29 protein-coding genes are annotated in these 26,061 nt (G+C 61.1%); 25 read left to right on the plus strand and 4 right to left on the minus strand.

The genetic code is table 11. The annotated features are described in order from the left end of the window. Positions 1-93 precede the first annotated feature (93 nt). The 3 genes from VIM98_RS12925 to VIM98_RS12935 all read right to left on the minus strand — a co-directional run bounded on the left by VIM98_RS12925 (position 94) and on the right by VIM98_RS12935 (position 2,153). Positions 94-672, minus strand: coding sequence for a (2Fe-2S)-binding protein (locus VIM98_RS12925; protein ID WP_414650218.1), 579 nt, complete (start codon positions 670-672; stop codon positions 94-96). Positions 673-856: 184 nt separating this feature from the next. Further along, on the minus strand, positions 857-1,588 hold the full coding sequence (locus VIM98_RS12930; RefSeq protein ID WP_331993521.1) for an HAD-IA family hydrolase: 732 nt from the start codon (positions 1,586-1,588) through the stop codon (positions 857-859). Between the two features lie 22 nt (positions 1,589-1,610). After that, the gene (locus VIM98_RS12935; protein WP_331993522.1) at positions 1,611-2,153 is read right to left on the minus strand and encodes a Dps family protein; all 543 of its coding nucleotides are present in this window, start codon (positions 2,151-2,153) and stop codon (positions 1,611-1,613) included. 164 nt (positions 2,154-2,317) lie between these two features. Between VIM98_RS12935 and VIM98_RS12940 the strand changes: the two genes are divergently transcribed. Further along, entirely contained in the window at positions 2,318-3,085 is a 768-nt protein-coding gene (locus tag VIM98_RS12940) for an SDR family oxidoreductase (RefSeq protein WP_331993523.1), read from the plus strand. 69 nt (positions 3,086-3,154) lie between these two features. Here the strand turns inward: VIM98_RS12940 and VIM98_RS12945 are convergent, their stop codons facing one another. Continuing rightward, positions 3,155-4,429, minus strand: a complete 1,275-nt coding sequence (locus tag VIM98_RS12945; RefSeq protein ID WP_331993524.1) for a phospholipase D-like domain-containing protein — start codon at positions 4,427-4,429, stop codon at positions 3,155-3,157. Between the two features lie 247 nt (positions 4,430-4,676). Here VIM98_RS12945 and VIM98_RS12950 point away from each other — a divergent pair, with 247 nt between their 5' ends. The 24 genes from VIM98_RS12950 to VIM98_RS13065 all read left to right on the plus strand — a co-directional run. Continuing rightward, on the plus strand, positions 4,677-4,949 hold the full coding sequence (locus VIM98_RS12950; RefSeq protein ID WP_331993525.1) for a hypothetical protein: 273 nt from the start codon (positions 4,677-4,679) through the stop codon (positions 4,947-4,949). Positions 4,950-5,029: 80 nt separating this feature from the next. Then, entirely contained in the window at positions 5,030-5,797 is a 768-nt protein-coding gene (locus VIM98_RS12955) for a thioesterase II family protein (RefSeq protein WP_331993526.1), read from the plus strand. A gap of 104 nt (positions 5,798-5,901) precedes the next feature. Further along, positions 5,902-6,351: a nuclear transport factor 2 family protein gene (locus VIM98_RS12960; RefSeq protein ID WP_331993527.1), complete on the plus strand. Its 450-nt coding sequence runs from the start codon at positions 5,902-5,904 to the stop codon at positions 6,349-6,351. A 39-nt stretch (positions 6,352-6,390) separates the two neighbouring features. Next, positions 6,391-6,930, plus strand: a complete 540-nt coding sequence (locus VIM98_RS12965; RefSeq protein WP_331993528.1) for a GrpB family protein — start codon at positions 6,391-6,393, stop codon at positions 6,928-6,930. A 293-nt stretch (positions 6,931-7,223) separates the two neighbouring features. Further along, the gene (locus VIM98_RS12970) at positions 7,224-8,207 is read left to right on the plus strand and encodes a sigma-54 dependent transcriptional regulator (protein WP_331993529.1); all 984 of its coding nucleotides are present in this window, start codon (positions 7,224-7,226) and stop codon (positions 8,205-8,207) included. Between the two features lie 175 nt (positions 8,208-8,382). Further along, on the plus strand, positions 8,383-8,652 hold the full coding sequence (locus tag VIM98_RS12975; protein ID WP_331993530.1) for a hypothetical protein: 270 nt from the start codon (positions 8,383-8,385) through the stop codon (positions 8,650-8,652). A 33-nt stretch (positions 8,653-8,685) separates the two neighbouring features. Next, positions 8,686-10,290: a phage tail sheath family protein gene (locus VIM98_RS12980; protein WP_331993531.1), complete on the plus strand. Its 1,605-nt coding sequence runs from the start codon at positions 8,686-8,688 to the stop codon at positions 10,288-10,290. Positions 10,291-10,301: 11 nt separating this feature from the next. After that, the gene (locus tag VIM98_RS12985) at positions 10,302-10,829 is read left to right on the plus strand and encodes a phage tail protein (protein WP_331993532.1); all 528 of its coding nucleotides are present in this window, start codon (positions 10,302-10,304) and stop codon (positions 10,827-10,829) included. Between the two features lie 4 nt (positions 10,830-10,833). Further along, entirely contained in the window at positions 10,834-11,577 is a 744-nt protein-coding gene (locus tag VIM98_RS12990; protein ID WP_331993533.1) for a hypothetical protein, read from the plus strand. Beyond that, positions 11,574-12,305, plus strand: a complete 732-nt coding sequence (locus VIM98_RS12995; protein WP_331993534.1) for a hypothetical protein — start codon at positions 11,574-11,576, stop codon at positions 12,303-12,305. Before VIM98_RS12990 ends, VIM98_RS12995 begins: the two co-directional genes overlap by 4 nt. Next, complete coding sequence (locus VIM98_RS13000; protein ID WP_331993535.1) at positions 12,302-13,546, plus strand: DUF4255 domain-containing protein; 1,245 nt, start codon at positions 12,302-12,304, stop codon at positions 13,544-13,546. The genes VIM98_RS12995 and VIM98_RS13000 overlap by 4 nt, the downstream gene beginning before the upstream one ends. Beyond that, positions 13,543-15,702: an AAA family ATPase gene (locus VIM98_RS13005; RefSeq protein WP_331993536.1), complete on the plus strand. Its 2,160-nt coding sequence runs from the start codon at positions 13,543-13,545 to the stop codon at positions 15,700-15,702. Before VIM98_RS13000 ends, VIM98_RS13005 begins: the two co-directional genes overlap by 4 nt. Further along, positions 15,699-16,007, plus strand: coding sequence for a hypothetical protein (locus VIM98_RS13010; protein ID WP_331993537.1), 309 nt, complete (start codon positions 15,699-15,701; stop codon positions 16,005-16,007). Before VIM98_RS13005 ends, VIM98_RS13010 begins: the two co-directional genes overlap by 4 nt. After that, the gene (locus VIM98_RS13015; protein WP_331993538.1) at positions 16,000-17,853 is read left to right on the plus strand and encodes a DUF4157 domain-containing protein; all 1,854 of its coding nucleotides are present in this window, start codon (positions 16,000-16,002) and stop codon (positions 17,851-17,853) included. Before VIM98_RS13010 ends, VIM98_RS13015 begins: the two co-directional genes overlap by 8 nt. 62 nt (positions 17,854-17,915) lie before the next feature. Next, entirely contained in the window at positions 17,916-19,844 is a 1,929-nt protein-coding gene (locus tag VIM98_RS13020; protein WP_331993539.1) for an eCIS core domain-containing protein, read from the plus strand. A gap of 2 nt (positions 19,845-19,846) precedes the next feature. Beyond that, positions 19,847-21,493, plus strand: coding sequence for a DUF4157 domain-containing protein (locus VIM98_RS13025; RefSeq protein WP_331993540.1), 1,647 nt, complete (start codon positions 19,847-19,849; stop codon positions 21,491-21,493). Between the two features lie 9 nt (positions 21,494-21,502). Then, positions 21,503-22,282, plus strand: a complete 780-nt coding sequence (locus tag VIM98_RS13030; protein WP_331993541.1) for a hypothetical protein — start codon at positions 21,503-21,505, stop codon at positions 22,280-22,282. 85 nt (positions 22,283-22,367) lie between these two features. After that, entirely contained in the window at positions 22,368-23,027 is a 660-nt protein-coding gene (locus tag VIM98_RS13035) for a hypothetical protein (RefSeq protein WP_331993542.1), read from the plus strand. 61 nt (positions 23,028-23,088) lie between these two features. After that, on the plus strand, positions 23,089-23,460 hold the full coding sequence (locus VIM98_RS13040; protein ID WP_331993543.1) for a hypothetical protein: 372 nt from the start codon (positions 23,089-23,091) through the stop codon (positions 23,458-23,460). A 12-nt stretch (positions 23,461-23,472) separates the two neighbouring features. Continuing rightward, entirely contained in the window at positions 23,473-23,793 is a 321-nt protein-coding gene (locus VIM98_RS13045) for a LysM domain-containing protein (protein WP_331993544.1), read from the plus strand. After that, complete coding sequence (locus tag VIM98_RS13050) at positions 23,786-24,922, plus strand: hypothetical protein (RefSeq protein WP_331993545.1); 1,137 nt, start codon at positions 23,786-23,788, stop codon at positions 24,920-24,922. The genes VIM98_RS13045 and VIM98_RS13050 overlap by 8 nt, the downstream gene beginning before the upstream one ends. Then, complete coding sequence (locus VIM98_RS13055; RefSeq protein WP_331993546.1) at positions 24,919-25,425, plus strand: phage baseplate assembly protein V; 507 nt, start codon at positions 24,919-24,921, stop codon at positions 25,423-25,425. The genes VIM98_RS13050 and VIM98_RS13055 overlap by 4 nt, the downstream gene beginning before the upstream one ends. 12 nt (positions 25,426-25,437) lie before the next feature. Next, a complete protein-coding gene (locus VIM98_RS13060) occupies positions 25,438-25,761 on the plus strand; it encodes a hypothetical protein (RefSeq protein ID WP_331993547.1) in 324 nt (107 codons plus the stop codon). Positions 25,762-25,768: 7 nt separating this feature from the next. Further along, the coding region (locus VIM98_RS13065) for a GPW/gp25 family protein (protein ID WP_331993548.1) at positions 25,769-26,061 on the plus strand (293 nt) is incomplete at its 3' end.

Here is a 26,061-nt window from a genome sequence, read left to right on the forward strand (position 1 = left end):
CTGCTGGGCGGTCCGCGCTTGCGCCGCACCATGAACTGCTTCTTCGATGGACTTGGCGCGCCTGAACGCAAAGTCTTGCATGACTGTTCTCCCTCAGCCCTGACGGACTTGTTTGATGGCGGCCAGAATGTTCGCGTAGGCGCCACAGCGGCAAATGTTGCCGCTCATGGCCTCGCGGATATCGGCGTCTTGCGGTCCCCAGGGTTCTTGCAGCATGGCCGTCGCCGACATGATCTGGCCCGATGTGCAATAGCCGCACTGGTAGCCATCGTGGTCGACAAAGGCTTGTTGCATCGGGTGCAGATGACCGGGCTGACCAAGACCTTCGATCGTGGTGATCTCATCGCCGTCATGCATGACAGCCAGGCTCAGGCAGGCGTTCACTCGTTTGCCGTTGACATGTACGGTGCATGCACCGCATTGACCGTGGTCGCACCCCTTCTTGGTTCCGGTCAGCATCAGATGGTCGCGCAAAGCATCGAGCAAGGTCGTGCGGTTGTCGACGCGTAAGGTCTGCGACTTGCCATTGACCTTCAGTTGAACTTCGCTCAGTCCGTCATCCGCCAGCGCATGCGCTGCTGCGGCAGCGGCCGCCTGTGCAGCGAACGGCCATCCCATGCCAGAGGCTACGCCGGTCATACCGACGACCTGCAGAAAACCTCGCCGGCTCAACGGCAGAAAGACGGGCGAGGGCGTTGCGTGAGGGCCTTTGTCGCGGGACATGGGCTAACTCCTGGCTGGCGTATTGCGCAAACCTAGTGCAGGAGCAATCAAGGCAGAGTGAGCGCTTCGTTGTCTCGCTGGCGCGCGTGTCGATCGGCATGCGCCAATCGGCGCGATCGGAGCGGACCGTCGACTAGGCGGGCTGTCGCGCGATGTCGCGCAGCGCTGTCAGAATGGCTGGCAGATCGCAAAATTTCGCCGCGCGGCGATCGGCGTCATGCCCGGCCGAAGGGGCGCTGTAACCCCATTCGGCAAAGATGCAGGGGATGCCCAGCGCCGCAGCAGCTTCCACGTCCGCTCGGTTGTCACCGATCATGACCGCGCGGTCGTTTACAAACCCTGCTTGCCGCAATGTTTCTTCCAAGTGGCGCGGGTCGGGTTTTTGCGCGCTGACGGCATCGCCGCCACAGACCGCGACGAAATAGCGCCGGATGCCAAGGGTATCCAACATCGATTCGGCAGCGACCTGCGCCTTATTGGTGCAAACGGCCATGTGCCACCCCGCGTCTGCCAACTCGCGCAACACTCCCTCGACATCGGGATAGAGCATGGAATCGACGACAGGCTCGGCGGTATAGCGAGCGACAAACAACGCAATTTCGTCGCTTGTGACGGTGGCATTGCGCGCGGCGAAGGCACGCTGGATAAATCGACGCAGGCCATCGCCGAGATAGCCTCGTGCTTCGTCCAGGCTCAAAGGCGGCAGGCCGCGAGCTTGCAACAGACGGCCACCTTCGGCAGCGATGTCGATAACCGAGTCGACAAGCGTGCCGTCCAGATCGAATAGCACAATGGGCGAGCGTCGAAGCGCCGGCGCCTTTTCAGGGGCGTCGGCGCCTGGGGCGGAACCGGAGGAATCGGTCATGCGTGCAACGGCAGGTGGGGTATCAACCGTTACTATGGACCCGTGTGGTCTCGAACAGGAACCACATGCGACGTTCCGCCTCATCGATCCAGTTCTCGATCAGACTCGCCGTGGCCACATCATGATATTCATCGCAAAGGTCATGCGCGCCACGCAGGTGTCCGATCAGCGTTTTGTTGTCCTCCCGCAGCTCGGCCAGCATATCCTGCGGTGCTACGTATTCGGCATCGTTGTTCGATAGGCGGGTGAGCTTGGCCGCCTGGCCGATCGAGGTCAGGGTGCGGCCGCCGACCTTGCGCACGCGCTCGGCGATGTCGTCGGTAATGGCGAACAACTGGTCCGCCTGTTCGTCCAGCAGCAGGTGATAGTCGCGGAAGTGCGGGCCGCTCATGTGCCAATGGAAGTTCTTGGTCTTCAGGTAGAGGGCGAACACGTCGGCAAGCACCGCATTGAGCGCGCCGCTCAGGTCACGGGTAGCCTTGGGCGAGAGATCGGTCGGCGTGGCCAGTGGCGCGTTGCGACGTTTCTGCAGTTGCTGCTCGCGTTTCGCATCGGACTTGCTCATGGTCGGCTCCTGTGGATGGAATGGACCTGCACAAGGTACCACTGGCGCATGGCGAAATCGCGCCCCGGATCGACGTGGCGCGATGCCCGCGGGCGCGGCAGATTGACGCCGTGGCGATGCCGGTCATGATCTGCTGCCGGAGAGTAAAGAATGGACGTGCCGATATGCGAAAGACGGCTTTGATCACCGGCGGTGCCCAGGGTATCGGCCTGGGTATCGTCGATTATCTGGTGCAACGGGGCTGGCTGATCGGGGCTCTCGACCTGGACACCGAGGCAGTGGATGAATTGGGGGCTCGGCATGGGTCGGATTCGGTGCTGGCCCTGGGGGCGGATGTCGCCGACGAAGAAGGGGTGGCGCAAGCTTTTCAGCAGTTCGATAGCTGGCAGCGAGGGCTGGGCGAGCCTGCCGGATTAGACCTGCTGGTCAACAATGCCGGTGTTGCCAACCCGCACAGCGGTCCGATCGAATCGCTGACGTTGGATCGCTGGCGCCGATGGCAGGACGGTCACGTGACAGGGGCCTTCCTATGCGCACGGTCGGCGGTGCCGCGATTGCGCGAACGCAAGGGCAGCATCGTTAATATCGCGTCAACGCGGGCGGTGCAATCGGAGCCGCACTGCGAAGCCTATGCTGCGGCCAAGGGGGCTTTGCTGGCCTTTACACATGCGCTGGCGATCAGTCTGGGACCGGATATCCGCGCCAATGTCGTGTTGCCAGGCTGGATCGAGACCGGCCCGTGGAAAAAGGCCTCGCAGCGTAGCGAGCCTCATCACCGTGACATCGATAAAAGCCAACATCCGGTCGGACGGATAGGCGAGCCTGCCGACATCGCTGCAGCTGTGTTGTACCTTGCGGAAGCAGGATTTGTCACAGGACAACAGTTCGCAGTGGATGGGGGAATGACGCGGAAGATGATCTACGCCGAATGAGTCATGCGCGCGTCTGAGACCTGTCGGCACAGACGCGCATGACGCAACAGGCAGCGTTCGGCGAGCGGATCAGTGGTTGCGCGGCGCTTCGTAATGCTGGCCCGGCTCCAGGGGTTTGGCATAAGGCCCATTCCAGTCTTGATCGAAGATGTGCGTCAATGTGCGCGCCGGGCCTTCGCCTTGTACGAATACCGAGGCATCGACCGTATTGTTGAAATAACTCCATTCCCAATTGCCGGTGCCGATGTAAATGCTACGTTCGTCCGCCACGGCATATTTGGCGTGCTCCACGCGCGCATACGGGATAAAGCCCTGCGGCGAAGGCGGAAGCTGGGTGAACTTGACGGCAATATTAGGCAGTACCGCCAGGCTCTTCAGATAGGATTGCATCGGTTCACGTAGTGCCCAGTCGGCGACAATGATCTGCACCTTGACTCCACGGGCGGCAGCTTGGCGCAGGGCCGTGTCGATATCCGACCACCAGCCTTTCGGGCCGTATTGGCGAATCGCCGAGAGGGTCATCACCTGGACACGCAGGTCGTGCCGACTCGCCTGGATCATCTGCACCAGAGCGGGCTGCTCCGCGGTCAACGCATAGGGCGTCAATTCCGGAGGGCTGAAGGCGGGAAACGCACTTAATAGCTCCTGGTTATCGCCACGGAGAATAACCGGGTCGGCGGCAGAGGCGGGCGCAAAAGGCAGAGGTGCCATGGCCAGCGCGGTCAGCTTGGGCAGGTTCGGTGTCTCGGCAGCTTGCCAATCGAGCTCGAACGCCGCGTCGAAGGTCTGCGCAAAGCGCGCATTATCGACGCGAGCACCGATCTCGTGGATTTGACTGAGCGCGCGCCAGTCCCAGTTCTGGCTGCCGACGAAGACATCGTGTCGATCGACGACCATGTACTTCGCATGCAGTACGCCGCCAGTCAGCGCCTCCATGGGTAGTTCACGCACAGTGATGCCATCGATCTGACGTAGCCGGGCCACGCTGTCGGCGTTCTCCTTGAGAAAGCTTTGGTCGACCAGGATGCGTAGTTTGACGCCGGATTTGGCTTTTGCGGCCAAAGCGTCGATCACGGGAGCCAATGGGCTCCCCGGCTTGTCGGAGATATAAAACGCTGCAATGTCGATGCTCTGTTTAGCCCCTGCGATCATTTGCAACCACACGGGTTGCGCGCGAGGGACGCCGGCCTCGCCATAGACGCTGGCTTCCGGAACGCTTTCGACAATCTGGAACTCGGGCGCCGCTGGCGCTTGGCGGGCTTGCGGGGCGCCGGCGAACGCCAGGGTAAGAACGGCCAGTGCGGCTGGCTGGAGTCGAGGATGCTTAAAGATATGTGCGGTCATGATCTGGCCCTGTTTGTCATTGTTATAACATAACAATGGCTCTGCCATGCGTCAGGCGTATGACGGTCCGCGGGCCACAGTAATTCGTGACGCGAGTCCTGGCGTCACGCATACCCCAGGCTTCGTCACGGAACACGATTCAAAGCCATTTCCGCGTATTTCGTTACGACGAACGAGACTTTTTTGCTTGTATTTAGTGACGCATCACTATAATATTTCGTTCGAGCTTTCGAGGAGACAGTTGGCCATGCGTGACGCAAAAGATCCCGGCACGATCGAGATGCGTTTTCCTTCCAGAGTGGGGAGGCCATCGTTGTTCGGTCGGCCGTTGACAGCGGCCGAAAGGGCGCGCCGCTACCGGGCTCGTAAAGCGGAGCGCATGCGCGCCGCCAGACGCGCCCCGGCACGGGCGACAGAGGTGGGGTTGCTCGATGAATTGCGCAGTTGCATGGCGGTTGGTCAGGCCTACGGCGTGCATCGAATCCTGCGCGAGATCGGTGCACGCTATCCGATCGGATAGGCCACGTTGCGGACTATGGCTGCGGGTGGCTTCGCCCTATGCTCCAGGCACCATGGGTTTACGTAAGGGAGGCGGTAGCCATGAAGTACGGCAACTGGGTCATGGTTGGCACGCCTCAGCCCGCTGCACCGGCGCGACTGTTTTGCTTTCCTTATGCAGGGGCGGGAGCTTCGGTCTTTCGTGACTGGCAGTCCCGGTTTCATGGCCGTGTCGAGGTAGTCGGCATCCAGTTGCCGGGCCGGGAGAGCCGGTTTTCCGAGCCTCGCTGCAATCGGTTGGTCGAGTTGATGCCCGTTTTATCCCGGGTCGTCTCCGATATGGCCGACAGGCCGTTCTATTTTTTCGGCCACAGCATGGGCGCGCTGATTGCCTTCGAGCTGGCGCGGGCTCTGCGGGAGCGTGGGCTGCCGCAGCCCTTTCACGTGGTGGTCTCGGGGATGCGCGCGCCGCAATGGCCGCGGCGTGAAAAAATCCATCACAAGATGAACGATGCGGATCTATTGCAGGCCGTCGCAGCCTATAACGGTACGCCACGAGAGGTATTGGAACATCCCGAGCTTATGCAGCTGTTGCTTCCGCTGATGCGCGACGATTTCGCAATCCTCGAGACGTACGAGTACACGCAGGGCGCGCCGTTGAATTATCCGCTGACCGCATTGGGTGCCCGTGACGATCCGAATGTGCCGCCTGAGGCGCTGGCTGCCTGGGTGGAGCAGGCTGGGAGCGGGTTCGAGGAGCGACTGTTTAGCGGCGATCACTTTTTCATTCATCCTCATAAGCAGGCCATTATCGATCTGCTCGTCCAGGTGATGACCCGCGGCTTGTTCCCGGAAAGGGTCGATGTATAGCTCAGTGGTTTCGTCAAGCTGAAAGTGACATAAGTAGGCTGGACAATACCTCGTGAAGGGTGCTTAAGATGGCGGACATCTCCTCTTTCGCCGCGGGGTTTTCCATGATCGCCAAATCAATCGCTTTCACCATGGCGCTGGCATTTTTCGCCGCTCCGCTCGCCCATGCCGCGACGAACGAAGAGAAGGCGGTGCTCACACCGATTCAAGCATTGTTCGATGGCATGGCCAAATACGATCGCGATGCCATGCTGGCTGCAGTGCAGCCGGAAGGAAGCGTGGCTTTGCTGCGCAACGGCAAGATGGTGCGCATGACCTTGGGCGACTTCGCTAATCACATCAAGCCGGGCAAGGACAAGATCCAGGAGCGCATCCACGACCCATTGATCAAGATCGATGGCGATATCGCCATGGTCTGGGCACCCTATGAATTCCTGATCAACGGCGAAGTAAAGCACTGCGGCACCGATGTCGTGAACCTTGTGCGGCAAGATGGCCGCTGGGTCATTTCGGGTATTGCAGACAACAGCCGGTCGATCTGCCCGGCTGGCTAACCCTGTTGCATGCAAGGCAGGCCTCTCCGCTCCGTTATCGTGGTGGCCTACGATCCGTCGTGGCCACAGGTCTTCGAGCATTTGAGAGTGCCCATCTGGCAAGCTGTACAGGGCTTTGCGCACGCCGTAGTGCATGTGGGCAGTACATCGGTGCCAGGACTGATCGCCAAACCCATTATCGATCTGGACATCATTGTTCCCTCGCGCACGAGTATGTCGGTCGTTATCGACAAGCTGGCAGAGATTGGTTATCGGCATTGCGGCAATCTCGGCATCGTAGATCGGGAGGCATTCGAAAGCCCTCCCGGGCTGCCGTCGCATCATCTTTATGCTTGCATCGAAGGGTGTTTCGCTCTCGAGAACCATCTGGCTGTTCGGGACTATCTGCGAAATCATCCGTCCGCGGTTGCTTCGTATGGCGCACTCAAGAGGCAGTTGGCCGAAAGGTTTGCGACCGACCCCCAGGCTTATAGCGAAGGCAAGTCCGATTTTCTTCTGAGCATCCTCGATCAAGCGGGTTGCTCGAACGGGATGTTGCACGCAGTTCGTGCAGCGAATGAAAAGGCCCCGAGTTCCTGACAACGGTCTCCGCCATGGTTGCGGATAGGAAAATTTCCTATTCCTGCTTGTTGCGCATGCGATATTAAAACAGCCGATTTGGCGCTTTTTTCTTCGGATAAAATACGAACTTAAAGCGCTAGAAAATATGGCCTATCAGCAAATGCACGCCAGCACACACTTCTATTACTTTCGACCAATGGGATTGCTTTGGGGTGCCGCGCATACTTTTTCAGTGCGCCGCCCCATCCCAAGTGTTGCGGGATAAATATCGTCGGGCGGCTGGTGGCTAGAGCTCCTAGGGAGAAGGGACGATGCCGGCCATGTTGGGGCAATCCAAGGCATTTCAGCAGATGCGTGAGCAACTGCAACGTTACGCCGCCTGCGATGTGCAAGTGCTGATCGAGGGTGAGACCGGTACCGGCAAGGAGCTCGCCGCGCGCGAAATCCATTATGCAAGCGCGCGTCGCGATCGGCCGTTTGTGCCAGTAAATTGCGGTGCGCTACCGGACAATCTGATAGAAAACGAGTTGTTCGGACATGAACGAGGCGCCTATACCGATGCCAAGAGTGCGCAGCCGGGGCTGATCGATCACGCACGCGGCGGCACCTTGTTTCTGGACGAGGTGGATTCGCTTTCCAGCAAAGCACAGGTGACCTTGCTGCGATTCCTGGAGAACAACGAATACCGCCCCGTGGGCGGCGTTGCGCGCGTGTCGAATGCCCGTGTCGTGGCCGCCACCAATAGCTGCCTGGATGCCAGGGTCGAAGAAGGCCTGTTCCGGCGCGATCTGCAGTATCGGCTCAATGCACTTCATGTTCGGCTTCCGTCATTGCGCGAACGCCACGGTGACGTGTCGATACTGGCCATCCATTTTCTCGCACAGGTCGGTCAACGGCTAAATCGTCCTGCCAAGCGGTGGGCCGACGATGCGCTGCGCATGCTCGATACCCATACCTGGCCGGGAAATGTGCGGGAGCTGGAGAATGTCGTGCTTCGGGCTTACCTGGCGGCAGAAGACGAGATTATCGACGCGGCCCATCTCAGCGGCCTGATTATCCCGATCTCCGTCGCCGTGCTTTCTACGCCGCAGGATGCCATGTTCGATGACGGCGACTTGCACTATGTCTCGGCGAAGCAAAGCGCCATGTGCGCATTCGAGCGCACCTATCTGCTTGGCTTGATGAAACGTACCAGCGGGAACATTACCGCTGCCGCACGGCTCTCAGGCACCGAACGGCGTCAGTTGGGCAAGCTGCTGAAGAAGCATGGCATCGCCACCGAGGCGTTTCGCTAGCACTGCAGCGTGGCTGGAGCGGGTGCGCATTGACCCGCTCGCCAGCGGTTACCGGGTCAAAATGCACCCAGTGCGGTGAGGGCGAGGCAGATAAGTCGCCTATATCAAGCTCTTTTTTTGTATATCCGCGTTGGCATGGCAATTGCCTGATACGTCGGCGACGTGGAGGTGACACATGAGTCCTCGGCAAAGCCGCGATGAAACCGGGAAGAGCGAAGTGGAGCATGCGGTGCTGGCGTATCTGGCGCAGCACCCGGATGCCGCCGATACGCTCGACGGGATCGTCAATTGGTGGTTGCCGCAACAGCGCTATGAGATCGAACGTCGACGCATCGAGAAGGTACTGGTCTCCCTGGTCGAGCGCGGACAGCTTCGGCGCGATCGCCTTCCCGGAGGCGCCGTGTTGTACGCGCTGAATCGCTCCGATCCACCGGCCCTGCACTGACCGACGCATTTCGCCATTACTGAGGAAAAAGCCATGCCAGCTACCCTGAGCTATCCCGGCGTTTATATCGAAGAGATCTCCAGCGGCGTCCGTACTATCACCGGTGTGGCGACGTCGATTACGGCGTTTGTCGGTCGCGCGGCCAAAGGACCTACCGACGCGGACGCCGACGGCCCGGTGATCGTCAATAGCTACGGCGACTACGAGCGCAATTTCGGTATGCTGGATCCAGCGTACCCGATGGGCTACGCAGTGCGTGATTTTTACCTCAATGGCGGTGCGCAGGCCGTGATCGTGCGCCTGTATAAGGGCGACGCCACCAAGGCCAAGGCGAAGCTGGCCATCAACAATCTGCCGTTGGAGGCTGCCTCGGCCGGTACCTGGGGCAATCAGCTTCGCGTGCGCGTCGATACGCATGTATCGGCCGATGTCGCGACGCTGTATGGGCTGGCCGCCACTGACCTGTTCAATATCACCGTGCGCGACATGACCAGTGGGACGCAGGAGACCTTTCTCAACGTCAGCGTGAAAGAGAGTCCCCGTCGCGTCGATCGCGTCCTCAAGGCGAGTTCTTCCCTCGTTCGGGTGTCCAGCAGTCTGACTTTGCCGGGTACCGCATTGCCCGCGGCGATGTCCGATACGGTACCGGCTGGCAAGACGGTTTGGGATCAGGACACGACATCCATCGGGGTGTCCGCCTCGGCAGACGATAGCGCCGCTCTCGACGACGCTACCTATAACGGCGATCCGGATGCCAAGACCGGCATGTATGCGCTCAAGAAAGTGGATCTGTTCAATCTGTTGTGCATTCCGGCGGACATGCGCGGCGGCGATACCAGTAACGCTGTGTACCAGGCCGCCATGGCGTTCTGCGTGGAGCGACGGGCCTTGCTGATCGTCGATGCGCCGGCCGCATGGACCAGCGCGGGTGCGATCACTCAATCGAACAACGCTGCGCTGACCGCATTGGGCTTGAACGGCACTGCCGCGCGCAACGCGGCGCTGTTCTTCCCCCGTGTGATCGAGTCGGACCCTGCCCGGCAGGGGCAACTGGATACCTTCGTGCCATGCGGCATCGTCGCCGGCATCATGGCGCGCACCGATACCCAGCGCGGGGTATGGAAGGCTCCGGCTGGGCTGGATGCCGCGCTCAACGGTGTCCAGGGCCTCAGCACGGTGCTTACCGACAGCGAGAACGGCATGCTCAACCCGCTTGGCGTGAACTGCCTGCGTAGTTTCCCCTTGAGCGGTCCGGTGATCTGGGGCTCTCGTACATTGCGTGGCGCCGATCTGCTTGCCGACGACTACAAATACGTGCCGGTGCGGCGCCTGGCGCTGTACATCGAGGAAAGCCTGTTCCGCGGCACGCAATGGGTGGTATTCGAGCCCAACGATGAGCCGCTGTGGGCGCAGATTCGCCTGAACGTCGGCGCCTTCATGCAGAACCTGTTTCGCCAGGGCGCGTTCCAGGGCAAGTCGCCCACGGATGCCTATTTCGTCAAATGCGACGGTGAAACCACCACGCAGAACGACATCAATCTGGGCATCGTCAATATCGTGGTCGGCTTCGCTCCGCTGAAGCCCGCCGAGTTCGTGGTCATCCAGCTGCAGCAGATGGCCGGCCAGATTCAGACCTGAGGACAAACACCATGGCTCAGTTCAGCGTCAATGCTCAGCGCTTCGATCCTTACAAGAATTTCAAGTTTCGTTTGAAATGGGACGGCCGCTATGTCGCAGGCATCAGCAAGGTGTCCGGTCTCAAGCGCACCACCGAGGTGGTCAAGCACCGCGAGGGTGGCGATCCCAGCAGCAGCCGCAAGTCGCCCGGTCGCAGCGAATACGAGGCGATCACCATCGAGCGCGGAGTCACGCATGACCTGGAGTTCGAGAAGTGGGCGAACAAGGTCTGGCACTTCGGTGCCGGCCTTGGGGCGGAAGTGTCGCTCAAGGATTTCCGCAAAGACCTGATTCTGGAAGTCTACAACGAGGCCGGCCAGCTCGCGCTCGCGTACCGGCTGTACCGTTGCTGGGTTTCGGAATACCAGGCTATGCCGGATCTGGATGCCAACGCCAATGCGGTCGCCATTCAGCACCTGAAACTGGAGAACGAAGGTTGGGAGCGCGATACCAGCGTGCAGGAGCCGACCGAACCCAGCTTTACGGTGCCGGCAGGCTGATCCCGTGCGTACGCCGACCGCCGCCGAATTGATGCAGGCCTGGGAGCGCGGCAGCGAGGCATCCGCTGCCGCACGCAGCCTGCATCTGCTTTCCGCCAGTTGCGACGAGCTCGATGGCGAGGCTTTGCTGCATCTGCCACTAGGGCGCCACGATGCCTTGCTCTTGCAGATGCATACACGCTTGTTCGGTCGTCGTCTCGACAGCGTGGCGGCATGTCCGGCTTGCGGGGCGCCGGTCGAAGCCGAGTTCGATGCGCAGGCGTTGCGACTGGAAGAGCACGAAGCTCAGGATGGTCTGTCGGCCGCGTTGGAGCTGCATTCGTCGGCACACGATGTGCGCGTACGCTTTCGCTTGGCCAATGGCGGCGACTTGATAGCGCTTCAGACTTGCACGGACGTCGCCCAAGCGCGTCGCCTGCTCATCGAACGTTGCGTCATCGATATTGACGGCATCGACGCCGGCGCTTCGGCGATGCCCGAGTCGCTACAGGCCGAACTTGCCCAGGCTATGGCCGAAGCCGATCCACAGGCCGATCTGCAGCTGGCTTTCCGTTGCCCCGATTGCGCGCACGACTGGCAACCCACGTTCGATATCGCACAGTTTCTTTGGCAGGAACTCCATGCCTGGGCGCTACGAATGCTGCGCGATATCGACACACTGGCCCGTCATTACCACTGGAGTGAAGCGGACATCCTGGCGATGACTCCGCGGCGCCGGCAAGCCTATCTGGAGCAATGCGCGTCGTGAGCGATTTCCTCGACCGTCTGGCAACGCGGGCCATCGGTGGCGGCTCGATCCTGTCACCGCGCCTTCCGTCGTTTTTCGAGCCAGTGGCCAACGCGAGCGGTACGGCCATCGTGGAGGCGCCGACCCAGATGGCATCGGCGCCGAAGACGCGTGTGGGGGATGATGAGCCATTACACCCCCATCGGCCCGTGGAAAAGCGCGTATCGGCAGATACGTCGACGCGGCCGCCGCCAGTTTCGGCTGTGCAAGCCGAAGCGGTGCTCGCGAGAAGCGAACGAGTCGAGATTGCAAACCCCGAGGTGTCGGCAGCTATCGGCAACAAGCGCGAGGCGCGAGGTGCGCTCGAGGCACCCCCGCTCCCGTCGGTCGGCACACAGGTATCCCGTGACGCCGACATGACCGTGCGCGAACGGCACATCGTTCACGAACAAGAGATCGTTCGTTCGGTGCGCGAAGAGCAGCTCGGCACGTTGTTGCCTCCCCGTGCCCCCATATTCGCCACGACGGAGGATGCTTCGCCGCCGGCTGCTTCGGGCCAGCGGCCAGCGGCAACGCGTACAGCCGAGCGGCCGCAGGCGCCTGGCGAGCCTGTAGTGCATGTGAGTATCGGTCGACTGGAAGTACGTGCGATAGCCTCGGCAAGCACTGCCGCGCCGAGGCGCCAGGAAAGCCCGCGGTCCGGCAGCATGGACGACTATCTTCGCCAACGGGATGGGCAAGGCTCATGAGCAATGTCCTTGCCATCGCCGCAACGACTCGTACACTGCGCAATCTGCTGCTCGCACGCATGCCGGTGCTCGATACGGATCTGAACGATCTGGAGGTCACCCTTCAGCCACCGGATGTCGCTCGCAAAGGCATCAGCAAGGCGCAGCTCAACCTGTTTCTCTATCAGGTCGTCTACAACGCCGGTTGGCGCAATATGGATATGCCGGGTCGCGTGCGTCCCGGCGAAACGGCGCAACCGGCGCTGGCGCTTAATCTGCATTATCTGATTACCGCCTGGGGACGCGGCGACAGCGATATCGATGCTGTCAGCCACCGCGTGCTTGCTGCGGCGATGAGTACCTTGCATGACCGTCCTGTGCTTGACGGTGACGACATCCGTAATGCTCTCCCCGACAACGATCTGGCCGATCAGATCGAACGCGTTCGCCTGACGCCCTTGCCACAGAACGTGGAAGAGATCTCCAAGCTGTGGACAGCGTTTCAGACCAATTATCGGGTGTCTTCGGCGTACGAGGCTACGGTGGTGTTGATCGACAGCCAGGCGCCATCGCGGGCGGCCTTGCCGGTATTGCGACGGGGCTCGCAGGATCGTGGCGTTATCAGCATGGCTTCGACCGCGCCGTCGCTGAGCAAAGTGGCCCTGCCTCATGCTCGCGCAGCTGCGCGTCTTGGCGATGACATCGTTCTGAGTGGCAGTCAGCTTGCCGTTGCACATGTCAAGGCGCGGTTTACCAGTCTGCGCCTGGATGCCCCGGTCGATATCGTTCCTGTCGCGGGCCCGGCACAGGGGACGCTGCAGGTTCATCTGGCCGATAGTGCGGAAGATGCGCAGGCTCCGTCGCGCTGGGCGCCAGGCATATATACCGTGTCTTTGCTCGTCCAACAGCCAGGATTGCCCGTACTGCTGAGCAATGAGTTGCCGTTGGCGTTGGCACCCGTCATTACGGTCAGCCCGCTCGCGGCAGCAGCGGGTACAGTCAATCTGAACTTGACTTGCCTGCCACGCATCCGCGACGGGCAGCGGGTCTTCCTGGTATTCGGCGATCAACTGGTGGCCCCGCAGAGCACAAACAATCCCGCCGATCCGCAGCAGCCTACCGCGTTGGCGTTCCAGGTGCCCGGTGTTGTGGCCGGCACGTATACGGTGCGTCTGCGGGTGGATGGCGCCGACAGTATTCCGGTCGATTTCAGCGGCGCTGTGCCCACCTTTGATGCCAATCAGCAGGTGATCGTGTCATGAGCGACTATGCTCAATGGCTGGCTGCAAACGATCAGTACCTGGCCAATGCGCTGGCCGATCTGCGTGCGCGGTTGCAGCGCGCCGCAGGGCAGGGTGGATCGCAAAGCGGTTCTGTGCGGGCAGCATCCGCGACACAGGTGCCAACCGCGCCGGTGACGATCGCTCCCGTGACGAAGTCGACGCCATGGCTCGCCCGGGTCTTTGGCGAACATGCCGCTCCCGTTACAACGTCCGAGACGGCCATGCCTCCCGCCTCGAATGAGCCGCCCATACGAGGTGGCGACCAGCCGCAAGCGCCTGCGCCTGCCGATTACGCTCCGATCGCTGCGGCGTCGACTTTCGTTCCGGCGTTGCAATTGCTTGCACAGCGGCTGGGCTTGTCCGATTTCGAGCGTAATCTGCTCTTGCTTTGCATCGGCATGGAACTGGATACGCGCATGCCTGCGCTCTGCGCGCAGGCACAGCACGATCCTGCCAAGCCCTGGCCCACCTTCGCGCTGGCTTTTGCGGTGCTGGAGAATCCCAGTTGGGACGCGCTCTCTCCCGAACGGCCATTGCGCTACTGGCGCTTGCTGGATATTCACCAGCCTGGCCCGCAACCCCTGATCGGCGCCGCGCTAAGCGCCGACGAACGCATCGTCAATTTTGCCAAAGGCTTGAATTATCTCGATGATCGCTTGACGCCCGTGCTTTCGCCGTTGAATGCGTCGAGTTTGCCGGCCTCGCAGCAAGCCATGGCCGATCGATTGCTCGACCATTTGCATCATGCCCCCGCGAACGAGCCGTTGCCTGCGGTACAGTTGGTCGGTGCCGATGGTATCAGCAAACAGGCCATTGCCCAGGCAGTGGCGGCCGACTTCGGTGCGCAAGCATTTCGCCTGCCGGCTCAACTTCTGCCGCCGGGTCTTTCCGAACAAGAAACGCTGCTGCGCCTCTGGCGGCGCGAAAGCTTGCTGATGCCCATAGCCCTCTATGTCGATGCAGCATCCATCGATGCGGGTGACGCCTCTGCCGGCCCCGTCAAGCGCTTTCTTTCTCGCGTGGGCGGCCTGGTTTTCCTCGACACGCGCGAGACGTGGAACGATGGCACCGCACACGCGATCAGCGTAGATATCGCCAAGCCTACCGCCATCGAGCAGCGCAGCCTTTGGCAGAGCGTACTGGGCGATGGTGCGGAGCATTACGCGCGACAACTTGCGGGACACTTCGATTTCAACGCGAGCAAGATCGAGCAGGTTGCACAGACCGCACTCGCCTCGGCCGAGCAACGCGTCGATACGCTGGGGACAACGTTATGGCATGGCGCGCTCGCGCGCACACGGCCGTCGCTCGACCAGCTTGCACAGCGGATAGAGCCCAAAGCTTCCTGGGACGACCTGAAGCTTCCGGTCACAGAAAAAGCATTGCTGCGTCAGATTGCCGATCAGGTCGCACAGCGTGGCACCGTCTATGACGACTGGGGTTTTCGCGAGCGGATGAATCGTGGCTTGTCGATCAGTGCACTCTTTGCGGGCGAAAGCGGCACCGGAAAAACCATGGCCGCCGAAGTCATTGCCAGCGAGTTGGGGCTGTCGCTCTATCGCATCGATCTATCGGCGGTGATCGATAAATACATCGGCGAGACCGAAAAGAACCTGCGCAAGCTGTTCGATGCCGCCGAAGAAGGCGGAGCGATCCTTTTCTTCGACGAGGCCGATGCGCTCTTCGGTCACCGCAGCGAAGTCAAGGACAGTCACGACCGCTATGCCAATATTGAAGTGAATTATCTGCTCCAGCGTCTGGAGTCGTTTCATGGATTGGCCATCCTGGCGACGAATATGAAGAGCGCGCTGGATAGTGCATTTCTCAGGCGCCTGCGGTTTGTCGTGAATTTTCCGTTCCCGGGTGTCATGGAGCGCAAGGCGATGTGGGCCTCGGTGTTTCCCTCCAAGGCCGCCACGACCACCCTTGATATCGATCGGCTGGCCCGGCTTGCGCTGAGCGGCGGCAGCATTCACGGCATTGCCTTGAATGCAGCTTTCCTCGCCGCGAAGGCCGGTACGCCGATCAGCATGCCGCTGTTGCTGGATGCAGCGCGCGCCGAGTTTCGCAAGCTCGACAAGCCGGTCAATGAGGCGGATTTCCGCTGGCTGGAAAGTGCAGGGGGCCAGGCATGAGCATCGAGTTGCATATCGAGCGGCTGGTGTTGGACGAAGCTCTGCTTGGCGGTGAGCGCGCTGTGGCGGTCCGTCAGGCGATCGAGCGCGAACTCAGCTTGCGCTTGACCCGGCCAGGGGTTTGCGACGCGTTGCGCGGTATCGGCAGGACGACAGCCTTGCCAGCCGTCACCTTGCCGGCGGCCGATCATGCCGGTGAGCGCCTGGCTTCGCGCGTGGCCCGCGCGGTGCAACAAGGGCTCGGCGTATCTACGAGCGACGGAGCCTGTCGAACGGGAAGGCTGAGCGGGGGCGGCCATGGCTGATCTGGCCGCAACGCGTGCAGCGCCTTCGGCACAGCCCAGTTCATCCGCGGGGCTGCGATTACAGCGTAAGTGCGCCTGTGGCAGCCATGCTGCCGAAGGCGGTGAATGCGAAAGCTGCAAGAAACGCGTGCAACGCAAGGGCCATACAGGCGCGGGTGCCAGCGGTGTGCCGTCGATCGTGCATGGCGTACTGGGCACTCCCGGTCGACCGCTGGATGCCTCGGTGCGACGCTGGATGGAGCCGCGATTCGGCCACGACTTCAGCGGCGTGCGTGTGCATACCGACAGCCAGGCTGCGGAGTCCGCGCGCTCCATCGGTGCATTGGCTTATGCAGTAGGCCAGCACGTCGTATTCGACCATCGACAATATGCGCCGGATACACCGGCCGGCCGGCACCTTCTGGCTCATGAATTGGCACATACGATTCAGGATCCCGGCAGCGGTTCGTTACATCCGTCGCTCGAACTAGGCAATCCAAGCGATGCGAATGAACTGGCTGCCGATCGCGCGGCCGATGCGGTCACTCGAGGTGAAAAGGTGACCGTGGCACCGATCGGTGGCGGTGTTATCCGTCGCCAGGTACGAGAGTGCAAGGCCAGCGATGGCCAGAATCCGAGCGAACGCCTCGTAAGCTGCCCGGGCGACGGCGACTACCGTGTCACCTTGTCATTGTCGGACAAGCCGGCGCGGCCGGAAACGCGTGCCACCGTCAATCCCGGATGGAACAGTACGCAGATCTGGCTGAATATCGGTGTATGTCGTGGTGGCACCCAGGTCACGATCAAGCCAATCATCGACCTGCCCAAGGCGCTGGGCGAAGCAGTAGCAAACGCAGTGGCTGGCTCCCCGTTGCTCAAGGGCGTCAGCATCTCCCCCGGGTTGACCTTCACCATCGTGCAGAACGGTAGCTACACGTTTACCGTGGGGCCGACCGTCAAGCTGGACCAGCAAGGCGTCGGCGGAGTCGGAGGCAGCGCAGAGCTGAAGACCAAAGACGTCGATGTCAAGGCCGACGTCACCTATGATCCGCGCAGCAAGGGCGGATTCCTGAATTTCACCTTTAGTGGAGGTTCGGCCCAACCTAAGGTGGATTGTCACGACAAAGGCGGTCAATACGCTGTCTTTTCCTGTGAGCGCATCAGCCATGTTGCTGCAGTGCCCGAGGTACAGGAAGAAAAGAAACCTGTGACGGAAACCCGTTATGTCTTCTTCGAGTACGCCACCGACAAGTTCCGCCATGACCTGCCTTTGCCCGTCAAGGACGTGCAGGACCTGACGGCACAAGGCTACAAGGTCGCGTCCATCCGCGGGTTTACCTCTCCCGAGGGGCCGCGTGGCAAGGAGAACATGCCCAAGTTCGAGGGCAACCACTTGCTGGCGATCGATCGCGCCAAGGCGGCCAAGCAGTGGTTGCAAAATCCGGACGTGTGCAAGAGCTGCGATCTTGACGGTGTTGCGCCGGAAGGCGAGGGCGAGCTGCCACCCGTGCAAGGGAAGCAAGAGCCCGAACCGAAGGGGCGGTCGATGGAAAAGGGTGCGGTCGACGAATTCCTCGGTAATACGCCGGGCACGACCACCGATCCCATGGCCCCTAAAGATCCGGTTGAGCGCGAAAAATTCCAGAAACTACCGTTCAGCGAGCAACGGGAGCGTGCGTTCAAGTTGATGCGCCGGGCCGCTATCGTGTTCCGGCGCATGGTGACCACGCGCGAGGCTCAGCCGGGCAAGCCGGCACACGACGAGTACAGCGGCGTCGATTGTCCTCCTTCGGTCGTCGAAGCAGCGCAGAGGTCCTTCGGTATCAACATCACTACCGGCGCCCATGTGCCGTCGAAGAGCAAGTGATGGACGCGCGTGCACTCCGGCAAGCGGCATCGTCGACCACTCCGCTCCGGGTGGCAAATCGCGTGTTGCAGCGGAAATGCGCATGCGGCACGCATGCTCCTGGCGGTGGCGAATGCGCGGAGTGCAAGAAACACAAGAACGTGCAGGCGCAGGCCAAGCTTGGTATAGGAGCGCCGGACGATGCGTTCGAACGCCAGGCCGACAGTGTGGCCGATGCGGTCATGCGAGGGGCTGGACGTTCCATGGGAGCGTTGCGCGATGCGCCTGCGATCCGGCGAGTTTCCTCCGGTGGGGGCACGAGTGGCGGTGTCGCCCCCTCGCATGTCGAGCATGTGCTGGCGGGAGCTGGACAGCCCCTGGACGCCCAGGCCCGCGCCTTCATGGAGCCACGCTTTCGACAGGATTTCAGTGCCGTGCGCGTGCACACCGATACCCAGGCTGGCGAATCGGCCAGGGGAGTCGGGGCTCTGGCGTATACGGTGGGCAATCATGTGGTGTTTGGAAGCGGCCAGTATCAGCCGCATACCGATGCGGGACGCCGCCTGCTCGCCCATGAGCTTACTCACGTTCTGCAGCAGAACGAGGGAGTTGTGCGGCGGACGCCGGACCCGGCCGTGCTGAAGGAGTTCGATGAGCGCGCCGCCAGGATCAAGAAAGACAAGGTCCTGCTGAAGCAGCCGTTCCAGGCGCGGCAGGAAGTCGAGCAGATCCTTGCGGAGGCACGCAAGCGCGACGATCCGCTCTATTACGCGGGAAAGCTGGAAGAGCTTCTGGCTACGAAGGAGCAATCGGCGGAAGAGCAGGCCAAGGAGACGTCAGCAGAAACCAAGGATGCTGCCGACGCACAAGCCAGCCGCGCGTCCAGCGAGGCGGGCAAGGCACATGCCGGCGACGAGGAGGCAGTCAGCCGCCAGGCCGGTCGTGTGTTTACCAAGGCCAAAGCGCCTGGTGGCGAGCTCTTCGAGATCGACAAGCGCGATGTCGCTAATATCGCGGTCAAAGTCAAAGTGCACCTGATTCGTGCGGGCAAAGGCACCAAGGACGACGTCGAGCGCGTGAAGTCGATGGAGGACGCGATCGAGAAGCGCTCCGCCACGCTCGGCTACAGCGTCGATCTGGATTTCGTCGAAAAATCCGGTCCCGATGTGTTCGACGTGAAGGTCGATACCAGCCAATGGACCGTCTCCGACAACTGGGTCGGCGACGACGCAGCCATGGCCCATGAGCTGCACCATCGGCTGGGGCTCGAAGAGGATCGCTATAACTACATCGAGGCGCACGCGACCAACGAAAAGATGCATGTAGCCGACCGCATCCACTGGTTCCTGATGGAACTCAACAAGAAGGTCGACAACAATCCCAATTCCATCATGAACGACAACGTGCATTCGCCGTTGGACGACGACGTATGCCGGGTCGCCGGCAAGAAGAGCAAGGTCGATCTCGATGCTTGCGTGCAGCAGCGCACCGATGCCCGTAACAAGGTCATCGGTCCGCCGCTGGGCATGGCTGCAGGTTGGGCATTTAAGGCGTTTGGCCGCTTATCCGGTTTGCAGCCGGCTTCGCCTTTCCCGCCTGAGAAAGGCGAGCCGACCACAGAGGAGTTGATCCAGCGCCGCGCGGCGGGTATGGCCGGTCAACTGTTCGGCGGTGCTGTGCCGATGGATCGCCTGGCCGACCACGTCGGTGCTACGCGCATGGAGCTTGTGCTGTGGAATCTGCAGTTGGTATCTGCGCTGATCGAAGGCTGCGACAGTTCACCGACGGTATCCCAGCAGGAGCGCCCCCGTATACGTCTATGCCCGGAGTTCCTGCGTTTGGGTCAGCAGCAACAGGCTCAGGCACTCCTGCGTGAGGCATTTCACGTCACAGGCATTGGCGGCAACGCCAGCGACAAGCCGTGTGTGCAGGCCGGATGTGGCGATGCCTGCGGCGATACCAGTAATGCCGAGGCCTGGGTACGTTTCACTCGTTGCGTGGCGGAGATATGAGCATGAGCCAAATACCGCCCCGTCGCTCGCCTGGCAACACTGCATCGGACAGTATCCCGACGCCGAGCTGGCGCGTGCAGCGTAAATGTGCGTGCGGTGCGCACGGCGACGGTGAGTGCAACGACTGCCAGAAGCGGCGGCTGCAGCGTAAAGGAGGCAGTCAGCCAGCACCTGCGATACCCGCTGCGGTATCGCAGGTGCTCGGCGGAGCGGGGCATGCGATGGACACATCAACGCGTGGGTTCATGGAACAGCGTTTTGGGCACGACTTCAGTCAGGTTCGCATCCACACGGATGACTCCGCCGCGCACTCGGCCCGCGCGGTCGACGCGGTTGCCTATACCGTCGGAAGCGATGTGGTATTCGATCGTGGGCAGTACCGGCCGGATACCTCCTCTGGAAGGCAATTGCTGGCGCATGAGCTCACTCATGTCGTGCAGCAGCGGAACGGGGCGGGTGGAGGCGGCGGTATAGAGTCACCCGGCAGTGCCGCAGAGCGAGAGGCCGATGCGGTGGCTGCTCAAATCGATAGCAGTCAGCCATTACGAGTACAGACGAACATGCCGGAACGCAGGGTTGCAAGGCAGGCCGCGGTACCTCTGCCTGTGGAGCCGGCGGTCGAGCCGGAGGTATTTCCTGAGGGCGAAGCGGCGAACGACAATGCCGTGCCTTCGGAAACTTTCCCCACAGGCGAAATCGGTCCACGTTACGCCCCCAATCCCAATAATCACAGTCTCGAAGCCGATCTGGCGCGGGCACAGATCAGGGACCACGCCGAGCGCGTCAAGCTCCAGCAGGAACGGCCGGTAGCCACGCTCGATCGGGGCGGCGCCGCGCCCGATTTCGTTACCGAGAAGGGCAAGCGTACCTATACCTGGATAGGCGGTATCGGCGGCGGTGGCTCGGTGGTGGTACGCAATCGATTCTTCCATGTCCTGGACGCGATCGAAGATGCGGTATCCAAAGTCAACTCACCAGAAGAGCTTCAGGACGTCGCGCAGCAGTACCTGCCGCTCACCAGCATCTACGAAGAGGGGATTTCCCAGTCGCGGCGTGAACATCCGTTCCGGCAACCGCAGTTGCCTATCGCCAAGCCCTTCTGGGAGGCACCGGTTTATCCGCAGAATTTCGATCCGCAGGCCGCGGCGCGTCTGGCTACATTCGGAGCTGCTGTCGACAAGCGGACGAAGGCCGTGCCGGCATTGGCCAATAGCCGGCTCAAACCCAAGACCCGGCGCAAAGGCGGTTGCCGTATCGAGCCGATCGAGACCATGGGGGGCGATCCGCTCTCGGGGCTTTATTGCCATCTGGCTACCGGCAGCCCGTTGTCCTACAAGATCACTATCGAGTCGTCCACCGGTGGCTTGACTCAGCGCTGGGCCGAAATCGACTCGTTACGTGGCGATACCTGGTACGAATGCAAATGCGGTTACGAAGCGCTTCTGACCGGCGCCGCGCGAGGTGAACGTGTCGCCGCAGCCGTATTGGACAAGCTCGATCATCAGGTGCTCAACCACGTCGACATCGCTAACACCTGTGGTTTGCAGTATCGCTACATCGTCTCCAACCAGACGGTGGCGAACCTGCTGCGAAGCCGCTGGTTCGGCAACGTCACCATCGATGTCGTGCCTTTCGAACATTGTGATTGAGGGCCGGCCATGAATATCTTCGACGGATTGCTTGGTTATGAACGCCTGATGCTTATCTGCGGTTTTGTGTTGTTCGTATTCGCCTTGGTGGCAATTACGGCGATGATCGTCCAGCGCAGGGATTTCAAGGCCGCCATCCTGTTGATTGTGATTGCGATCGTGCTTATGGGGTTTCCAGGGACCCAGGCGGTCAAATTCAGCCGGGACATGGTGGAGCTGGATCGGATTCGTACCACCCCTGAAGCACCGGAAAATGCCGCGAAGAAAGAGCAGGATCGCCAGCTTCTCGCCAAGCTGCAACAGCGAGCCGTCGACAATCCATTGTTGCAAGCCCAGGTGTCGGATGGATATCGAGCTATAGGCGACGTCAATACGGCCTATGACTTGGCCAGCTCGGTGTTGCAGAAGAAGCCTTCTTTCGAGGTAGAGCAGACGCTCGTTCCCGTATTGACCGCGAAACTCAACCAGGTGCAGGCCACGTCAGCGCCTGCATCGTCTGCGCCTGCGCCGGTGACCGATCGGCCTTCGGCATCGATGGCAGCCGTACCCATGCCTGAGCCCGAAAAGCAGCGCGAGATTGCCGATATTGCAAAGCAGTTGCAGGGCACGGGTGTATCTCTGCCGGCCGATTCGCACCTGGCTTTGGCCAAGGCTTATGTCGCACTGGAGCAGCCCGATCAGGCTCGGGCCAATGTCGAGGCGGCAGTGAAGGCGAATCCGCAATTGAAAATCAATCCCGCGTTGCTGCGAGCGGTTCATGCGGACAATGCCGCGCCGGTGGAGCACTGACTATGGGTAGGTTGGGCAACATTGTTCGGGAGTTACCGATGCAAAACAGCTGCGCCGGGCCCAATCGACGCTGCGGGTGCGTGTCATGAGCGGGTTCCCCGGCTCCCCACGCATTCTCAAGGGCGGCATCGTGCTGATCGATCCGGACAGCTCGGCGGTGCTGCGCGTGATCGCGTTGCAGTACAACCCCGATTCGATCACGCGCTCGCTGCAAGTCCAAGCCATCAGTGCCGATAGCGGCGATCGCTCGGAAGTTCTTCGCCTGAAAGGTCCGCCGGTAGAAACGATCAAGCTGGAGGCGGAAATCGATGCCACCGATCAGCTCGAGTTTCCCGACCAGAATCGGGTCACTACCCAGACAGGTGTGTTTGCCCAGCTAGCAGCCCTGGAGACGATGATCTATCCAACCAGCGCCCAGCTGAATGCCAACGATGCGATGTCGCAAGCCGGTACGCTGGAAATCATCCCGATGGAGACGCCGCTGGCACTGTTCGTCTGGAGTCAGACGCGCATTCTTCCTGTGCGCGTGACAGAGTTGAGTATTACCGAAGAGGCATTCGATACGGCACTCAATCCGATCCGCGCCAAGGTCAGCCTCGGCTTGCGCGTGCTTTCGGTCAATGACGTGCCGTCCGGTCACAAGGCCGCGAGCCTGTTCATGAGCTATCTGCAGAACAAGGAGCGCTTGACCGGGATGGCGCCCGCCATGCCGCTGTCGGCGCTGGGAATTACGGGCGTGCCGTAGCGCGAGCGCCTTTGTCATGTGAAACATCGCAAAACCAGTTGCATCGACCGTGGAGGTGGGTATGAACAGGTTTTCGAAGGTTGGCTCGGTTGCGTTGTTTTTGCTGGCTGGAGCCATGGCAGGGCAGGTGGCACAGGCTTCGGCGCTCTATTTCGAGAAGGTGCAGGTCAAGACGAGTTCGGAGAAGACCTGCCTGAACTTCGCGGCAGATGTGGCACGAAATCTGGGGTTATCGAAGGTGCATAGAAACCTGCTGGAAGTGGCTGGTGAAAAACAGGGTGTCTATATCTCGACGACCTGTGTCAGTCGGGGAGCGCAGCCGGCCATGGCGGTGGTGATGGCATCAGGAAACGACTTGGCTGCGACGAAGCAGTTGGCTCAAATGGCTGCTGCCAGGATCAAGGGCATTGTTTGCTTCGACCTGCCTTGCTGAGAAGGGGGACATATGAGCGCGAACTTTCCGCCCACCAGCCGCTACGCCTTGACGCCGACATCGACGTTCGTGCGCGCGGACGGCACTCCTGTGACCTATCTCAAACGCCGCTTCGTCCCCGCACCCGAGAACTTCGCCTTGCTGCAGTGGCATCGAGTCGTGCAGGGCGAGCGACTGGACAATATCGCCGCGCAGCATCTCGGCGATCCGGAGCAATTCTGGCGTCTGTGCGATGCGAATCGCGCCTTGCGCCCGGATGAGCTTACCGAAACGGTCGGCCGCAAGCTGGCCATTACATTGCCCGAAGGCATTCCAGGGGTGCCGCATGCTTAAAGGGGTGCATCTGACGCTGATGGTCGGGCCTGTAGTGCCGGTGCCGGTACCGCAATCGGTATTGGACGCCTTGACCCAGGTCGAAGTCGTGCAACCGGACGAAGCGGCCGGGGCGTTCACTCTGCAGTTCACTCTGAGCGTGCAGTCGCCTTTGCATACGTTGTTCTTGTTGAGCGGCGGCTCGGTCGTGCCGTTGCTGCGCGTGATCGTGGTAGTCACCGTGAATGGCATGCCGCAGGTGCTGATCGATGGCGTGGTAACCAAGACCGAAGTGGTTCCCGGTGCCGACCAACGGCATACCACGTTGCAGGTGACAGGCGACGACCTGACTGCCGTCATGCAGAAGCTGGAGTTTTCTGGATTGCCGGGATTGCCTTATCCGGCTATGCCAGCCGAGGGGATCGTTGCATTGCTGTTGGCGAAATACGCCTTTCTGGGTGTCGTGCCGATGGTGATCCCAAGCATCGCGATCGATGTGCCAATTCCGACCGATCGCATTCCCACGCAACAAGGCAGCGACCTGGAATACATCCGGTTGCTCGCCAGTCGTGTCGGCTACGTGTTCTACCTGGATCCCGGACCGGCGCCGGGTATGACGACGGCGTACTGGGGGCCGAAGATCAAGGTGGGTATGCCGCAGCCGGCCCTGAATGCCGATATGGATGCGGCAAGCAATGTCGACGGCCTCAGTTTCAGCTACAACGGCAACGCACGCAGCCTGCCGATCGTCTATATCCAGAATCCGCAGACCAAGGTACCGATCCCGATTCCGATCCCGGATATCGGTCCGCTCAATCCGCCGCTGGGTTTGATCGATCCTCCGCCGCAGAAATTCAATCCGATCGCCGAAACAGCCAAATACTCGCCGGTGCGCGCCTTGTTGCTAGGCATGGCAGAGGCGGCCAAATCGGCCGATACCGTCACGGGCAAGGGTAGCCTCGACGTTGCGCGCTACGGGCGCGTGCTCAAGTCGCGACAGCTAGTCGGCGTACGTGGCGTCGGACCGGCCTTCGATGGCCTGCATTACGTGAGCGAAGTGCGCCACACGATCAAGCGCGGCGAATACAAGCAAAGCTTCAGCCTGTCGCGCAAGGGACTCATTTCTACCGTACCGCGGGTGCCGTCATGAACAAGTATTACGGCAAGTATCGCGGGACCGTGCTGCAGAATGTCGATCCCCAGCAAATGGGACGCATCCAGGTCATGGTGCCGGACGTCTCCGGTTTGCTTCCGTCGAGCTGGGCCATGCCATGCGTACCGATCGCCGGCAAACAGAGCGGTACCTATATGGTTCCGCAGATTGGCGCCGGCGTATGGGTCGAGTTCGAACAGGGCGATCCGGATTATCCCATCTGGACTGGCGGCTTCTGGGGCGTCGCCGCCGAAGTTCCGGCGCTCGCCCTGGCTGGCAATCCGGCGAGTCCCAGCGTGGTACTGCAAACAGGATTGCAGAACACCATCGCCATCAGCGATTTGCCAGGGCCCACGGGCGGCATCCTGCTCAAGAGCACGACCGGCGCCATGATCATGGTGAACGACGTCGGTATCACCATATCCAACGGCAAGGGTGCCACCATCGTGCTGGCTGGGCCGACCGTGACCATCAACAACGGCGCGCTGGTCGTGACCTGAAGGAGATGCACGATGGCCGGTTTTCTCATCCATGTCGGTGCCTCCGTACTCTGCTCGCATGCCGGGCACGCGCAGGCGACGGTACCCAATCCGCGCGTGACGGTGAGTGGCCAACCGAGCGTAAGCCTGTCGTCACCGTGGGTTGTCGCCGGTTGTGCCTTGCCGCCGCCGCCAGCAGCCAACGGCCCTTGTGTTACCGCTCAGTTCGTCAGTGGCTCCATGCGGGTCACTTCCAATGGACAACCGCTGCTGTGCATCGACAGTCAGGCCGTTTGCGTGCCCACGGGTACGCCGCTGCTGATCGTCGCAAGCCAGATGCGCGTCACCGCCATGTGAGGATGTCATGGACCCTGCCATCAACGTCGATTTTCCTTTTAGCTTCGATCGCCGCGGGTGTACCACGCTTGCGGGTGACGACGACCACGTCCGCGACATGATCGAGCAATTGCTGTTCACCCGCCCTGGCGAGCGCGTTAATCGGCCGGATGTCGGCAGCGGCCTATTGCAGATGGTATTTGTGCCGAATAGCCCGGAGATAGCGGCGGCGTTGCAGTTCACCTTGCAGGCAGCGTTGCAACGCTATCTCGGCGACGTCATCAACGTCGGCTCGCTCCAGGTCACCAGCAACGATACAAC

Origin of the sequence: Dyella sp. (assembly GCF_036568765.1) — a bacterium.
Lineage (GTDB): Bacteria > Pseudomonadota > Gammaproteobacteria > Xanthomonadales > Rhodanobacteraceae > GSA-30.

Coding starts and splice junctions, on each gene's coding strand:
- VIM98_RS12930 (WP_331993521.1), bottom strand. CDS start 1,588: ATGACCGATTCCTCCGGTTCCGCCCCAGGCGCCGACGCCCCTGAAAAG.
- VIM98_RS13035 (WP_331993542.1), top strand. CDS start 22,368: ATGAGCGGGTTCCCCGGCTCCCCACGCATTCTCAAGGGCGGCATCGTG.
- VIM98_RS12940 (WP_331993523.1), top strand. CDS start 2,318: ATGCGAAAGACGGCTTTGATCACCGGCGGTGCCCAGGGTATCGGCCTG.
- VIM98_RS12935 (WP_331993522.1), bottom strand. CDS start 2,153: ATGAGCAAGTCCGATGCGAAACGCGAGCAGCAACTGCAGAAACGTCGC.
- VIM98_RS12945 (WP_331993524.1), bottom strand. CDS start 4,429: ATGACCGCACATATCTTTAAGCATCCTCGACTCCAGCCAGCCGCACTG.
- VIM98_RS13040 (WP_331993543.1), top strand. CDS start 23,089: ATGAACAGGTTTTCGAAGGTTGGCTCGGTTGCGTTGTTTTTGCTGGCT.
- VIM98_RS13030 (WP_331993541.1), top strand. CDS start 21,503: ATGAATATCTTCGACGGATTGCTTGGTTATGAACGCCTGATGCTTATC.
- VIM98_RS13005 (WP_331993536.1), top strand. CDS start 13,543: ATGAGCGACTATGCTCAATGGCTGGCTGCAAACGATCAGTACCTGGCC.
- VIM98_RS13050 (WP_331993545.1), top strand. CDS start 23,786: ATGCTTAAAGGGGTGCATCTGACGCTGATGGTCGGGCCTGTAGTGCCG.
- VIM98_RS13025 (WP_331993540.1), top strand. CDS start 19,847: ATGAGCCAAATACCGCCCCGTCGCTCGCCTGGCAACACTGCATCGGAC.
- VIM98_RS13000 (WP_331993535.1), top strand. CDS start 12,302: ATGAGCAATGTCCTTGCCATCGCCGCAACGACTCGTACACTGCGCAAT.
- VIM98_RS12955 (WP_331993526.1), top strand. CDS start 5,030: ATGAAGTACGGCAACTGGGTCATGGTTGGCACGCCTCAGCCCGCTGCA.
- VIM98_RS13015 (WP_331993538.1), top strand. CDS start 16,000: ATGGCTGATCTGGCCGCAACGCGTGCAGCGCCTTCGGCACAGCCCAGT.
- VIM98_RS12980 (WP_331993531.1), top strand. CDS start 8,686: ATGCCAGCTACCCTGAGCTATCCCGGCGTTTATATCGAAGAGATCTCC.
- VIM98_RS13045 (WP_331993544.1), top strand. CDS start 23,473: ATGAGCGCGAACTTTCCGCCCACCAGCCGCTACGCCTTGACGCCGACA.
- VIM98_RS12960 (WP_331993527.1), top strand. CDS start 5,902: ATGATCGCCAAATCAATCGCTTTCACCATGGCGCTGGCATTTTTCGCC.
- VIM98_RS12975 (WP_331993530.1), top strand. CDS start 8,383: ATGAGTCCTCGGCAAAGCCGCGATGAAACCGGGAAGAGCGAAGTGGAG.
- VIM98_RS12950 (WP_331993525.1), top strand. CDS start 4,677: ATGCGTGACGCAAAAGATCCCGGCACGATCGAGATGCGTTTTCCTTCC.
- VIM98_RS12985 (WP_331993532.1), top strand. CDS start 10,302: ATGGCTCAGTTCAGCGTCAATGCTCAGCGCTTCGATCCTTACAAGAAT.
- VIM98_RS13010 (WP_331993537.1), top strand. CDS start 15,699: ATGAGCATCGAGTTGCATATCGAGCGGCTGGTGTTGGACGAAGCTCTG.
- VIM98_RS13060 (WP_331993547.1), top strand. CDS start 25,438: ATGGCCGGTTTTCTCATCCATGTCGGTGCCTCCGTACTCTGCTCGCAT.
- VIM98_RS13055 (WP_331993546.1), top strand. CDS start 24,919: ATGAACAAGTATTACGGCAAGTATCGCGGGACCGTGCTGCAGAATGTC.
- VIM98_RS12970 (WP_331993529.1), top strand. CDS start 7,224: ATGCCGGCCATGTTGGGGCAATCCAAGGCATTTCAGCAGATGCGTGAG.